Origin of the sequence: Mesorhizobium sp. M7A.F.Ca.CA.001.08.2.1, from assembly GCF_003998455.1 — a bacterium.
GTDB classification, from domain to species: domain Bacteria; phylum Pseudomonadota; class Alphaproteobacteria; order Rhizobiales; family Rhizobiaceae; genus Mesorhizobium; species Mesorhizobium ciceri.
Map to the genome: position 1 here is coordinate 17,544 of NZ_RZPW01000005.1, position 13,570 is coordinate 31,113.

Annotated in this window: 10 protein-coding genes and 2 pseudogenes; 8 read left to right on the forward strand and 4 right to left on the reverse strand. The window is 59.0% G+C overall.

Annotation, left to right across the window (positions count from 1 at the left end; genetic code table 11):
* The coding region (locus EN914_RS38960) for an MFS transporter (RefSeq protein WP_245497794.1) at positions 1 to 412 on the reverse strand (412 nt) is incomplete at its 3' end.
* A 1,233-nt stretch (positions 413 to 1,645) separates the two neighbouring features.
* A pseudogene (locus EN914_RS00835) lies at positions 1,646 to 2,879 on the reverse strand (IS3 family transposase).
* 336 nt (positions 2,880 to 3,215) lie between these two features.
* Between EN914_RS00835 and EN914_RS00840 the strand changes: the two are divergent.
* The 6 genes and pseudogenes from EN914_RS00840 (at position 3,216) to EN914_RS00860 (ending at position 8,826) form a co-directional block, all read left to right on the forward strand.
* Entirely contained in the window at positions 3,216 to 4,394 is a 1,179-nt protein-coding gene (locus EN914_RS00840; protein WP_024505246.1) for a cytochrome P450, read from the forward strand.
* Positions 4,395 to 4,423: 29 nt separating this feature from the next.
* Positions 4,424 to 4,546: pseudogene (locus tag EN914_RS38965) on the forward strand (ferredoxin); the annotation flags it as partial.
* Positions 4,547 to 4,684: 138 nt separating this feature from the next.
* Entirely contained in the window at positions 4,685 to 5,272 is a 588-nt protein-coding gene (locus EN914_RS00845) for a nuclear transport factor 2 family protein (protein WP_050580531.1), read from the forward strand.
* 148 nt (positions 5,273 to 5,420) lie between these two features.
* The gene (locus EN914_RS00850; RefSeq protein ID WP_024505248.1) at positions 5,421 to 7,022 is read left to right on the forward strand and encodes an SDR family oxidoreductase; all 1,602 of its coding nucleotides are present in this window, start codon (positions 5,421 to 5,423) and stop codon (positions 7,020 to 7,022) included.
* 138 nt (positions 7,023 to 7,160) lie between these two features.
* Entirely contained in the window at positions 7,161 to 8,213 is a 1,053-nt protein-coding gene (locus tag EN914_RS00855; protein WP_024505249.1) for an LLM class flavin-dependent oxidoreductase, read from the forward strand.
* Positions 8,200 to 8,826: a nitrogen fixation protein NifQ gene (locus EN914_RS00860; RefSeq protein WP_024505250.1), complete on the forward strand. Its 627-nt coding sequence runs from the start codon at positions 8,200 to 8,202 to the stop codon at positions 8,824 to 8,826. Before EN914_RS00855 ends, EN914_RS00860 begins: the two co-directional genes overlap by 14 nt.
* On the opposite strand, the gene rpoN is transcribed toward EN914_RS00860, so the two are convergent.
* Together rpoN and EN914_RS00870 are read right to left on the reverse strand one after the other, a co-directional pair.
* Entirely contained in the window at positions 8,823 to 10,256 is a 1,434-nt protein-coding gene (gene rpoN, locus EN914_RS00865; RefSeq protein ID WP_024505251.1) for an RNA polymerase factor sigma-54, read from the reverse strand. The two genes, EN914_RS00860 and rpoN, sit on opposite strands and share 4 nt — an antisense overlap.
* 68 nt (positions 10,257 to 10,324) lie before the next feature.
* The gene (locus EN914_RS00870) at positions 10,325 to 10,858 is read right to left on the reverse strand and encodes a peroxiredoxin (RefSeq protein WP_024505252.1); all 534 of its coding nucleotides are present in this window, start codon (positions 10,856 to 10,858) and stop codon (positions 10,325 to 10,327) included.
* Between the two features lie 1,173 nt (positions 10,859 to 12,031).
* Between EN914_RS00870 and EN914_RS00875 the strand changes: the two genes are divergently transcribed.
* Together EN914_RS00875 and EN914_RS00880 are read left to right on the forward strand one after the other, a co-directional pair.
* Complete coding sequence (locus EN914_RS00875; RefSeq protein ID WP_196815419.1) at positions 12,032 to 12,304, forward strand: hypothetical protein; 273 nt, start codon at positions 12,032 to 12,034, stop codon at positions 12,302 to 12,304.
* An 872-nt stretch (positions 12,305 to 13,176) separates the two neighbouring features.
* Positions 13,177 to 13,570: aminotransferase class I/II-fold pyridoxal phosphate-dependent enzyme (locus EN914_RS00880; RefSeq protein ID WP_127388986.1), on the forward strand; the 394-nt coding region annotated here is incomplete at its 3' end.

The window sequence follows — 13,570 nt, forward strand, 5'->3', positions numbered from 1 at the left end:
AACCACCAAGCGATATGCCAAGGACGACGCGTGCCGCCAGCAAAACCGGCAGCGACCCCGCAACCTCTGCCAGAACGTTCGACAGGATCAGCAGGAGCGTCATCGCCCAGATGACGACCCTGCGGTCCAGACGCTTTGTCACGAAGGCGATTATCGGTGCCGAGATCGCCGCGACGATTGCGGTCGCTGTTAGCGCCTGTCCAGCCGTGCCCGTGGTGATACGGAGATCATGCGCGAGCGGTGTCAGAACGCTGGCGGGCAGAAACTCTGCCGTCACAAGCCCGAAGGTGCCGAAGGAAAGCGAAATGATGGCACCCCATGCAGGGCCAGAACGTTGATAGAGACTTTCTGGGTCAAGCCGATCTCGGTCGAACAAAGCCGCGTCCACTAAATCTGTCGCCGATTCGGTCATGAATGAGTTCTCCGGCTAGTGTTGCAGCAGGGGTGGCTACATCGCCGGGGATCAAAGCCGCGAGACCTTCCGGCGGCGGCCAGTCGGCATCAGTCGAGGCCTCGGCGCCCGACGCATCCGAGGCCTCATCGGAGGGCCGACGGACCCAACCGTCGACAATGCGGGAGAGTTCTCGGCGCGGTCGCATCGATCGCATTCGTGAAGTGCGGTCTGTTCACTGCGAACCAAGCAAGCCGAACGCGGTGTCCTCGATTGAGGCCTTGATGGGGGGATGATCGACGATCTCTATATTGCTTTGAAGCAGGAAGTTCCGTCGCCATATGTGGTTATCCTGGCAGCCAGAATTGAGCGGTTGTCGCAAGCACCAAGGCGGTCGCAATGAGTGCAACGAGGCGGAAGTCTGATGGATGGCTGCGGTTCGATGGCCGCGCGATCGACAAAATTGAGGTGATGAGTTATCCCTTTTGAAGCCGTTGCTCCCAATTCTGGGATAAGGTAATTGCAGGCGGTCCCAGCAACGTCGGGCGGCCTTTTTGGTGATCGAATTCATGGGACGACACTCTCGGTCCGTGACGCATCTGCGAATGACTGCGCAAGTTCCGTGCCATCAACGACAAATCTGGCTCTGCTGAGCGGGTGGTGGAGGCACGAGCGTGGTCTATCCCAAGAGCTTGCCGCAAGGTTGTTCGAAGTTGAGGTGCCGGATAGACCGCAAATATGTCGGGCGGCCTGGGGTTGGCCAACACGAAGATGCGCAAGTTCAAAAGGACGAGCTGAACCCTTGCCGATATCCGTCCGAGGCTGATCTGGAGAAGGTCAAGAACTGCGTCTTGAAGGCTTCCGCCGCACCGGCAAATGCGAAGCCAAGGTGCTGGGCAAGATGGACAGGGCCATCCAACCCGTCGACTGGACGCTCATTAATGGCGTCGGTGTGGCTCTGTAGCTGGCGAGAAAAACGCCCTGCTGAAAGACAAAAGCTCGTGTGACCGGCTCTGAAGGACGGCCAATGAGGCATGCGAGGAGAGGCTATAGTCCATTCGTGTAGACTGATCTTGTCCCACGGAGGCGGCTAACCACCCCGCCAGACATCATCGAGGGGAGCGCCACTAGGCTCACCCCAAGTGTTGGTCGTTTCCACCTGGTGACCTCGGCCAAGTCACCAAGCCGCTTAGCGCAAGCTTTCGAACTGGATGCTCCCCGGGCACATGATCGGCTAGCGATCTGGAGTTGCCCCTATTTGACCGGACAGCCGGCTATTTAGTTTGTGCCCTGATGAACTCCCTCGGGGAGCGCATTTTGAGCCCTGAGTGAGGATGGTTCTCGTTGTAGTCCTCGAACCACCCGGCGATCTTGCCGAGCGCGGTGACCGCATCCGGCAAGGCATTGATGCGAACATAGTCGCGTTTGAAGGTTTTGACGAAGCTCTCCGACATGCCGTTCGACTCCGGGCTTTGGACTGGCGTGAAGCAGGCAATGAGATTGAGCGCGGTGGCGAAGTCGCGCGTCTCCTTGGCGGTGTAGGCGCTGCCATTGTCTGTCAGCCATTCGAGCGGCGCCGGCGCTGCAAGGGCGCCGAACCGGCTCTCGACGGCCTCCAGCATCATGTCCCGGACCATGCCACCGCTGATGCCCGATCCGACGACGGCATGCCACGCGATGATCTCGCGGTCGTGGGCATCGATGATGAACGCGATCCGGATGAGGTCCCCATTCCAGCACGAGATTTCAAACCCGTCGGAACACCAGCGCAGGTTCGAGCGCATGACGATGACCTTGCCGTCGTGGACACGGCCGGTTCTGCGGCCCGTGTGCCTGGCCAGCAGCATGCCGTTCTGGCGCATGATGCGGAAGACCCGCTTGTGATTGACGGGCGGGCTGCCGGCCTTGGAAAGGTCCCGGTTCGCCAGGGCCGTAATGCGGCGATAGCCATAGGTCGGGCGCTCGTCGATCAGGCGGCGGACCAGCTGCACCAGCGCGTCGTCCTCTTGTTTGCAATAGGGGCTGCGGGGCTTCTTCGCGCGATGCACCTTGTCATGGAGATGGGAGCGGGCCACCCCGATTGTCTCGGCAACCGCCTTCATCGGGAACCGTCCCTCGGCTGCGACAAGAGCCGCAAGCTCGGTTTTTTTGACTCCGACTTTGCCAACGTCTCCTTGAGGATCTCGACCTCCATCGTCTTGCGGCCGGGCAGCCGTTCGAGGTCGCGAACGCGCTCCTCCAGCCGTCGCACTTCCGAACTCCCGACCACAGGCTCGTCCGATCCCACCGCCGCCGCTCCGCCTTCCGTCAACAGACGGCGCCAACGATACAGCAGATTTGGCGCGACGCCACGTCGCCGGGCGACCGACGACACCGTCTCACCCGGAAGAAAACTTTCCTCGATGATCTGAAGCTTCTGCTCGGTCGTCCAGTGTCGGCGCCGTGCCTCACCGGTGATCAGTTCGATCCGTCGATAATCGTCAGCCATAAGCCTGTGCTTGAGGATAGCCTCAAGCCTCCCGCGTTATGCCAACTGTCCGGTCGAAACGGGGGCCAGTTCACGATCCCACCAGTTGAGTTGCTCCAAGTCGGTGTCTAGCTTTCTACATTCTGTGTCCGACGCTGGACAAGAATGTTGCAATCCCGACCAGTAAGTCAGCACAGGCGCCACCTGTTGCCCAGCAAAACGGCAAGGATTATCGAAAGACGAATTCGGCACGGAGCTTGCACCAACGATTGCATGCAAACGACAGCATCTCATGAACGGTCTCTCGATTCTGGCGCGGTTAAATCGCGGCCGGTTCCAGATCATGTCCCGCCCGAAATGGTGAGGGACTTCAACCTGTTTACGTCGCCCGGCATGTTGCCGACGGCTAACGGGGATCCGCATGCAGCGGTTGCTTGCGTTCATGCCGGGCCTCCGATCTTTTATTCAACCAGCAACACGCGCGACGGTCGGGGTACCTGGGTCATCACTCGCGCGAGCGACCAGCGCCGGGTGCTGCAGGACACCGAAACGTTTTCCAGCCATCGCAGCATCTTCGCCTCTGTGCTCGGCGAGAGCTGGCCGATGATCCCGCTTGAGCTCGATCCGCCATTCCACGGTGTTTTTCGCTCATTGCTCAATCCGCTGCTTTCGCCAAAGCGGGTAATGGCATTGGAGCCGGCTGTCCGGGAACGAGCGATCAAGCTGATCGACAGGATCGCCGCATCAGGCACGAGCTGCGACATCATGAAGGATTTTGCAGTTCCGTTCGCGGTCAATATCTTCCTTCGCTTTATTGGGCTTTCGGACGACGGACTAGAAACATTTGTCGGCTGGGCTAGAGATCTGCTCCACGGCGATAAGGAGCAACGACCACCCGCAGCCCGGGCGATCGTGGCCTTCATCGACGAACTTGCCACCGAGCGCCGCAAGGAGCCGGTCGATGATTTCATGACCTTCATCGTGAAGGCAAAGGTCGAGGGTCGTCTGCTCAGTGACGAAGAAGTCCGTGGCATCGGCGTGCTTGTGTTCGTCGCGGGACTCGACACGGTCTCAGCAGCCATATGCTTCGACTTGGCCCATCTCGCGCGCAACCCCAAAGATCAGGAATTGCTACGAAGCGAACCTGACCGGATTGCCGTCGCTGCGGAAGAATTGCTGCGCGCCTATTCGACCATTCAGATGATCCGAGTGGCAACGAAGGATGTCGACTTCAAAGGCGCGCCGATCCGCAAGGGAGATTATGTTTCCTGTGCCACGATGATTGCCAATCGTGACCCGGCGGAATTCGAATGCCCGAATGAGATCGATCTGGCGCGCGAGGACAACCGGCACGCTGCCTTTGGCTATGGTCCCCATCGTTGTCTTGGCTCACACCTTGCCCGGCGGGAGATTGTCATTGGCCTGGAGGAGTGGCTGGCGCGCATCCCAGCCTTTCGGATCAAGACAGGGACTGAACCTATCACCTTCGGCGGCCATGTGTTCGGGATCGAGAATCTGATCCTGGACTGGTCCTGAAGTTTCAGCCAACGACATTGGAGTTCGCTATGCGTGTCGTCGTACATAAAGCCAGATGCCAGGGTCATGCGCGCTGCTGGGCGCGGGCGCCGAGAGTCTTCAAGCTTGATGACGCCGGCTACATCTTGCCCGGTGATATTGATGTTGCCGATGGGGAGCAACTGCTTGCCTCAAAAGGGGTACGAGCCTGCCCCGAACAAGCTCTGGAAGTTGACGAGCCCCCCGCTAACTCAGTTGTAGAGAGAGACACACGCAAAGTGCAGACTGGCATCGGGAAGGACAAAACAATCATACAATTCGCGACAGACCCTGTCGACCACGCGAAAATTACCGAACTGCGTGACCGAGAGGCGATCCGCAACTGCCTGTATCGGTACTGCCGCGGGATAGACCGCGCCGATGAGGCGGCGCTGCGTAGCGCATACTGGCCCGAAGCGTATGACAGGCACGGTCCCTATTGCGGACCGGCAGAGGACTTCATCCAATTTGCTCTCGGTCTGCCGGGGCACCGTAACATCCATCAAATCACGAACAGCCTGATCGACTTCATCAGTTCAGCAGAGGCCGCGGTCGAGAGCTATTTCACCGCGCTGCAACGCGGACCGGATACAGACCAAGAAATACGTCAGACGCTGCTTTGCGGCCGTTACTGCGATCTGTTTCAGAAGAGGCAGGACGAGTGGCGAATTGCGGAACGGACAGTCGTCTACGATTGGGTTGAGGAGCAAATCCCGCCAGCGATTCTTGAGGCAGATAGGTTCGGCCGGCGACAGCCGATTGGAGCACCACATCCAGACGATCCCATCTACCAGTTGCTCAAGGGTCACATCCCCACCGACCAAGATGGCGTCGAGGGTCCCCAACTGGGAGCTGCATAAGTGGGTAGAAATGGAGGATGAGCGCCCTACGGGAACGACATCTGTGTGGGGCCGCAACTGGCGGTCACTGGAACGATTTGGCTCGGCCCTTCATTCCGCCCAAGGTTGATGGGCTGAGATCACAAGCGGTCATCGTGGAGAAGCTCTCGTGAAACTGGCAGCACGCACCGTAATCATCACAGGCGCTGCGGGCGGGATCGGCCGTGCCCTGGTCGATATCCTTGCCGCGGACGGAGACACTGTAGTTGCGGTGGACCTTCCGGGCAGTGGTGTGGTTGAACTGGCTCGGGATCTCGGGTCGCCGCACGTCGGTCTGGAGTGCGATGTGTCGCGAGAGAAGGACATGCTCTCACTTTTCGGCCAGGTCGAAGCACGCTTCGCGCAAATCGATGTCCTCATCAACAATGCGGCGGTTGGACCCACGATGGATAGGATCATCGACACCGCTGTCGATACCTTCCGACGCGGCGTGACAGTGAACCTTATTGGGCCATTCGTTATGGCCAGGGAAGCGGCGCGGCGCATGAAGCCGGGCGGTGCGATCGTCAATGTGGCTTCGATGGCGGGCGTGGTCGGCAATCCCAGGCGCAACGCCTACGCAGCCTCGAAAGCTGGCGTGATCTCGTTGACAAAATCCCTTGCATGCGAGTGGGCTATGCGAGGAATCCGCGTCACGGCGGTGGCGCCGGGCTCCGTCCGCACCCCAATGGTCACAGAACTGGCACGCGCTGGCAAAATGGACCTCGCGGCGATACGCCGCCGCGTGCCGATGGGGCGCTTGGCTCGCCCCGACGAGATCGCCAGGGTCGTGCGTTTTCTGAGCAGCACGCAGGCGCGCTACATCACCGGCTCGGTGCTGGCAGTCGACGGAGGCTGGATGTCATTCAACCAGCCGGGGGATGCTCACCCGCCGGTGGGTGGTGCGCTTCAAGCCGAGCTCTCCTGTCCGGCCGAATGCACAGATGCGCGAATCGTGCTCGTCACCGGTGGCGCAAAAAGCATTGGCGCGGCCGTCGCTCGCCGCTTTGCCGCGAACGGCGACACCGTCGTGATTGCTGATAAAGATGGCACTGCAGCGGCAGAGCTGGCTACATCGCTCCCCGGCAAGCATCTGGCGAAATCGCTGGACGTGGCCGTCGAGAGCGATGTGGTGTCGATGTTCGAAGAACTGAGGGGACGCTTCGGGTATATCGATGTTCTGGTCAATAGTGCTGATACCGCCGACAGGATTGTGCCTGCGATCGAGCAACTGTCGAAACAGCTCGAACACGTCCTGGATGTCAACCTTACCGGCGCCTTCACCTGCGCGCGCGAAGCGATCAAGGCTATGCGCCCGGGCGGCGTGATCCTCAATCTCGGGTCGATCGACAGCTTTCTGCCGTTCGCGCCGCGCCATGCCTACGGCGCCTCCAAGGCGGGGATGGATATGCTGACCCGTTGCATGGCGGCCGAACTCGGGCCGGTCGGAATTCGGACAGCCACCGTCGCTCCTGGCCACATCCGCACGCCCGCACTTGCTCAGTTGGCCAAAGCCGGCCGCATCGACCTGACAGCAATCGGACGACGCATCCCCATGGGCAGGATGGGACGGCCAGAAGACGTCGCAGATGCATCGTTCTTCCTTGCTTCGTCTGACGCCTCATACATCAACGGCTCGATCCTCTACGTGGACGGCGGCTGGACCTCGTTCGGTGATGCGGGAAACGCCAGCGAGCTCTATGACGAATGTTTTGCGGAGGCCGCAGGTTAATTGCCAGGCCTTCCCAGGGCGACCGGCCGAGCATTATGAAGCCTCGGCTCCACGACGCACCTGAGGTGCTTGAGATCCAAGCATGCGCATGCCGAGCACATTCCCGGTCGGCTGACGTGTCCATAACGAGGAGAAATCATGGAATTTGCCACTTTCATTCTGGCCGCCCAGCGTGGCTATCACCAATCCTCAGAAAGCGTCATCCGCAACTCCATCGAACAGGCCGTCGCTTCGGAGCAGGCTGGGTTCAACACCGCGTGGTTTGCTGAGCACCACTTCAACAATTACAGCCTCATACCATCCCCGCTGATGATGGTGGCGCACTGCGCCGGCTTGACAAGCACGATTCGCCTGGGCACTGCCGTCTGCGTGCTGCCGCTTTACCAACCGCAGCGCCTGCTGTCCGAGATCGGCTTCGCCGACATCGTTGCGAACGGCCGTCTCGAGCTCGGCGTAGGCTTGGGATACCAGCAGTTCGAGTTCGAACGGTTCGGCGTGGACATCGATGAGGCGCCGGCCGTCTTTTCGGAATACCTGGACATCATTCTCAAGGGCCTCAACCAAAACGTCTTCGAACACGACGGCCAATATGAGAAGATCCCCCCAACAGCGATTTCGGTCCGCACAGTCCAGCAGCCGACGCCGCCTATCTGGATCGCTGGCGGAGCCGCACGGATGGCTCGGGCCTACCGCGAGGGGCACAATTTTTTTGTCACAGCCTTCCACGACGGCTTAGAGACTTTGACCACACTGCGTGAATCAGTCGAGAGGGCGGCGGCATCCGAGGAAAAGAACGTCACCGACGTCAAGATATCGCTGCTGCGCTGCTGCTATGCCAGCCACGACGAGTTGGAGATCAACAGCTATCTCGACAATGCCCGCTTCCAGCGCCGGCTTTCTGAAGCCCTGCATCAGCGCCGCCAACAGAGCCACGATGGCTACCTGCTGCAGGAGACACCGACCCAGCAGGATCTGTCCTTCGAGACCATGCGCAAAAATTTGCCGATTGGCAGCGTAAATCGCGTGATTGATCGCCTGCTGGAAGAGATCGATATCTTGAAACCGGACCAGATCGCAGTTCAGACTCAATTGGGCGACTTCGACCAAAAGACGATGCTGCGCCAGATCGAGCTCTGGGGCGACAAGATCATCCCTGCGGTCAACAAGGCGCTTTGTCATGCCGGAAGCTGAAGCCGGCCGTTACGATGATGGCTGCCTATCCAGCGCGCAATGGCGTGGGTCCGAGCTAGGGAGGAGCTTCGATCAGCATGTGCTGCCCTGCGTACATTCACGTTCGCTTGAGGAGGTCCAGGCGGGCGAGGTGTTGGCGACGGAGGGGACAGGCCTTTCGTCTGTCGAATTGCGTGATGTCTTGGCCGCAACTTTCCCGTCTACCTCCAGCAGCGTATTCGCTTTGGAGGAGTTGAGCGAGCCCGAGCCGGAACTGGAAGAGGAACTGCTACGCCGGCTGCTGCTAGCGCATGCTGCGCCGGCCGACCCGGCGAGCGCCCGCTTGGCCAAGATCATCGCCCGGCGTGCGATGCGCATGGACCATCTTTGGCGGGATCTTGGCCTCTCAAATCGCGCTGAGCTCAGCCGCCTGCTTGCCAGACATTTTCCCGCGCTGGCGGCAGGCAACACAGAAAACATGAAATGGAAAAAGTACTTTTACCGCAAGCTGTGTGAGGCCGAAGGCTTTTCGTCATGCACAGCACCCAGTTGCGGGGAATGCCATGACTTCGAAAGCTGCTTCGGCCCGGAGGAAGTTGAGAGTTGCCTCTCGCCGACCACGAATGTCGGTTAGTCACTTCGCTTGATCGCAGCTGCGGACAAACGCTTATCGCGGCGCCGTCGTATGGAGGAAGGGATGTTCATCGCCTCGCGATATTTGGTGACGGTACGGCGAGCGACATCGATGCCGGTCTCCTTGAGTTGAGCAACGATGTCTTCGTCGGAATGTACCTTGTCGAGCGATTCTTCGGCTATGATTGCCTTGATCCGATGGCGGACAGCTTTGGCGGAGTGCGCATCGCCGCCCTCGCAGGATGCGATTGGCGCAGCGAAAAAATACTTCAGCTCGAACACCCCGCGCGGAGTTAACATGTACCTGTTCGAAGCCACCCGGCTTACCGTCGACTGGTGCATGCCGATCTCGTCAGCGACATTTTTGAGACAGAGAGGCCGCAGATGGGCGGCGCCGTGTGTAAAAAAGGCATCCTGCTGGCGCACGATTTCGTTCGCAACCTTAAGGATCGTCTTAGCGCGCTGCTTGAGACTGCTGATCAGCCAGTTCCCTGTTTCCTGGCAATGGTCGAGAAACGCTTTGCCTTCCGGATTTTGCTTGGTCAGCTGCGAGATTTCGGCGACATAGGTGTGGTTGATCAACACTTTGGGCAGCGTGGCCGGATCAAGCTCCACCCGCCATCCACCTTCGGACGAGGGCATTACCCAGACGTCCGGTACGATGGTTTCCGGCGTCCCGGACTGGAACCGGTCTCCAGGCTTGGGATCGAGCGCGCGGATTTCGTTCCTCATGTCGAGGAGATCCTCCTCGTCGACTCCGCAACGCTGCTTCAATCCCTGAAAATCCCCCCGTGCAAGCATCTCGAGATTGGCGACCAAAGCTGCCATAGCCGGGTCGAACCGGTCTTGCTGGCGCAGCTGAATCTCCAGGCATTCGCTGAGAGTTCGCGCAAAAATGCCCGGCGGATCAAATTGCTGCAAGATTCCGATGACCCGTTCCACATCAGCTTGCCGAACGTTTAACCTCCTGGCCAGATCGAAAAGGTTTACCTGAAGATAGCCAGTGTCCTCCAGATGAGCGGCGAGCTGTCCGGCAATCAGCCGCTCCTGGGGGGTGAACGGGGTGAGGGCGACCTGGCGGGCGACATGGTCGTGCAATGTTTCGGTGTGGGCGGTAAACTCCTCGACGGCAGGTCGATCGTTGCCGCTACTGCGTTGCGACTTCCATTGCCCGCGCCCGCCAGACGGCCCGCCAATGGGCGATTCGCCGATTTCGCTTCTGCTTTGACTGCTCCGCTGATCCACCCCTGGCAGCGGCGAATCGTCGTCAAACGGGTCAGGCTTCAAAACGGGGTTCTTCTCGAGTGCCTGCTGCACGAGCTGATGGAGTTCAGTATGCGTCAATCGCAGCAAGCGAATAGCTTCAATGGCTTGAGGCGATAAGACCATACGTTGCTTCTGGCGTTGAAGCAGGCTTGCTGAGAGATGCATGTTGAACCGTGATCTGCCGAGGAGGCTCTAGTGTGTGCTTGGGTTGTGTGAGACTTTCCACTTCTGGGTCATGCCGCCGCCTTCAATTTGTCGAGAACGTTTTGCGGGGATGAAACGCCATAGGGGTCCGTCTCGCAGTTGTCACAGAAGCCTTCCTCCTCGAACCACTGCTCCACCACGCCATCGTCGATCAGAGCGGCGTATCGCCAGGAGCGCATGCCAAAGCCCAGATTGTCCTTCGCGACCAGCATGCCCATTTTGCGCGTGAACTCGCCCGACCCGTCTGGGATCAGCTCGATCTTCTGCAGCCCCAAGGACTTTCCCCACGCATTCATGACGAAAGCATCGTTGACCGAGACGCAGTAGATCGCGTCAATTCGCAGTTCCAGAAATTGATCATAGAGTTTTTCGAAATCGGGCAGTTGGAAGGTCGAGCAGGTCGGGGTGAAGGCGCCAGGCAGCGAGAACAGGATGATGCGCTTGCCCCCGAAATAATCGTCGGAGGTCTTGTTCTCCCACCGATAAGGATTTGGCCCCCCGATCGACTCATCGCGAACACGCGTGCGAAAGGTCACGAGAGGAACGTTCTTTCTATAGGTCATTGATTTGCTTCCAGGCCAAAGTGATACGGTGCATTTTTCGGTTAAACTGAAGCGGCATCGACTTCGGTCGACAGTTCCGGCAGCCTCGCGCCTTGGCGTGGTTGCCTCGGACCGGTCTTGTGCAAGACCGCCCCCGAGCAGGCACGTTTAACGGCGACGAGCTTCCGCGGAGACGGGGAATTTTGCTCGCGTGCTTTATCGAGCTTTGAGAGGTAGGCATGGTCTGCAACCGTGATTTTGACTGCGTTCTATCGACCGAGTCGCAAGCGCCATGCCAATTGACCCGATGCCTTGGGTTCACTTCGGTTTTTGCAGCAACTTTCGTGTTGTGCAGTAATGCCGGTCGATATTATTGCTCAAGCAGCACTGGAAATTGGGTGCGACTCCGTTCGGCAAACCCGGCCTTTGTCCGAAGCCGGACACGAATGTCGCAAATAGCCAAACGCCAGGATCTGGGGCGGGTTAAGAAACGTTGCCGTGGGCACCGGCTTCAGCACAATTGCGCCCCGCGAGCATGGCTCCCAGCGTCAATGCCGTGCAGCAGCGAGACGAAGTCACTGCAGAATATCAACCTCTGCGAAGTCGTTGAAACCCAGCATGTGCGAGCCGTTCGAGGCGAAGATCAAGGCATGCTCGAGGAAGAGCTCGTGCTCTCGGCAGCAAGTGTTGCGACGTCTGACAAGGATCGTCGCGCTTCAAGGAAAAGAACCTGAATGGTGCACGGCTTGTGAAGGCCGGCGCATGGAAATGGCTGGGCTGATCATCCTCCATGAGGGTTGAATGAAGAGCTGGCCCCTATCTCCCTCAGCTGCAACGGGGGGAAATAGGGCATGTCCGTCTATCGCGCTGGGTAACATTCCTCGGTGAGGCAATAAGGGGGAGCAATTTCTCATTTCGGCAGACACGACCCAGCTCTCCTTTCATGCGCTGATTCCCCCAGGGGAAATCGCGACTCCAGGCTTCCTATGCAGCGAATCGCGGTGCTGTCCGATGTCCGACAATGTCGGATGCGGATCGTAGCTGGGCTAGATCCGTCACTTTGCCTCGATGGTTTCCCACTGGCCTTATATCTGCTTCGCCCAAATGCGGCGACATAACCTGTGCGGCATCTGTGAATGGATCGACTTCAATCGAGACCTCGGAGGTCCCGATGCGCGAAGGGAGCTTGCCGATATGACGGCCACCATAGCGAACCACGGTCCGGACGACGAGGGGACTTGGATCGGCGGGCCTGCGGCGCTGGGACACCACCGCCTGGCAATCATCGATATCCAGGGCGGCCGCCAGCCGAGGATGCTCCAGGAGGATGGCCGACCTGACTTGGTGCTCGTCTACACGGGTGAGACTTACAACTACCGCGAGCTGCGTCAACAGCTGGCCGGCCTAGTCCATCGCATGAACACGAACAGTGACACCGAGGTGGTGCTGCACCGCCCCCGCGAGTAGGGCTCTTCGGCGGGTACACTTTTTTCACGAAATCCGTGAATGTTTCTCGCGACATCATCCCGCAATCGGTGGTGCAGCGGGTGAAGAGCCCGTATCCGGCTATCCAGAATGCCGCCTACGACAAAATACTACGTACGCGGTTCACTGTGATGCTGGACGACCTAGTGCCGGCAGTGGCACCGCTGTTGTCCGTCGACAGGTCCCGCGCTTGCTCGGTGCGACCAACAACCTTAAGCGCTAGGGCGTAACCTGACCCTGCAAGATCTCCTCACCGACTATAAGGTGCGCCTCACGATCTGAGACGATGGGACAGGATGGCTAAGGAGGTGCGCCGTCTTGCATGCCCCGCCAGCGAGGCGAACCCTCTTGGCTACGCGCGCCACCAGCGACGCTCCATATCGTCAGGCCTGCGTCTCATGCTCAGATGAGCCGGTATTTGGCTCTCTCATCAGCAAACCGAGAGAGCCCATGCCAAGACGGAAGCAAGCAAGACGAACGAGCGTCAGAGATATCCTGCGCCTGACCCATAAACAGGGCAGTCCGGTGGGCCAGGTGGCAGAGCAACTGAGGTTCGGCAAGACTTCGGCTTCCACCTATCTGCGGGCGCTGGAGACGGGCTGTCGTGCAGGCCCTGCATGCGGCTTTGAGGACGATGCGATGTTGAAACACCGTCTGTTGCGCCGAATCGGCCGTCGGCCAAACGTTGGGTCGTCATCAGGTTCTCGACAGCTTCCCGGTGTCAAATCCAAACCGTGGTCGGCGATCCCCACCAGGGTGGGAAGGCAGCGCTGATATAGCCGAACGTCGATCAAGTCACGATCAACGATTGCCTCATGTCACATGCCCTGCGGGACTGAAAAACGGAGAAGAACATGTGCGATGCAAAACTGAAGACCGTGCTTTCGCTTTTTTCGCCGGTGGCCAGCAAATTAGATGCTCTCTCGTCCAACGGACCAGCGACGGATGCAAATTGCGTTAAGCTAAATACGAACGAGAACCCGTTTCCGTTGCCGAAGAGCGTAATGCAAAGTGCAATTGCTGCGATCGAACACCAGTATCTTTATCCGGAAGACGACAATCTCAGCTTAAGGGCAGCTGCCTCCGATGCTTACGGATTTTCCAAAGATCAGGTGATTGCCGGCAACGGTTCGTCGGAGCTGCTCGGACTCATCTACAGAGCTTTCCTCGCCCCAGGAGATAGAGTGGCAATGCTGTCGCCCGGATTTTCGTTCAACCGTAAACTTGCCATGTTGCAGGGTGCCGAGT

Excerpts from the sequence above, each read along its gene's own strand:
- EN914_RS00840 (WP_024505246.1), top strand. The coding sequence starts at position 3,216 with ATGGTGAGGGACTTCAACCTGTTTACGTCGCCCGGCATGTTGCCGACG.
- EN914_RS00855 (WP_024505249.1), top strand. The coding sequence starts at position 7,161 with ATGGAATTTGCCACTTTCATTCTGGCCGCCCAGCGTGGCTATCACCAA.
- EN914_RS00860 (WP_024505250.1), top strand. The coding sequence starts at position 8,200 with ATGCCGGAAGCTGAAGCCGGCCGTTACGATGATGGCTGCCTATCCAGC.
- rpoN (WP_024505251.1), bottom strand. The coding sequence starts at position 10,256 with ATGCATCTCTCAGCAAGCCTGCTTCAACGCCAGAAGCAACGTATGGTC.
- EN914_RS00870 (WP_024505252.1), bottom strand. The coding sequence starts at position 10,858 with ATGACCTATAGAAAGAACGTTCCTCTCGTGACCTTTCGCACGCGTGTT.
- EN914_RS00875 (WP_196815419.1), top strand. The coding sequence starts at position 12,032 with ATGACGGCCACCATAGCGAACCACGGTCCGGACGACGAGGGGACTTGG.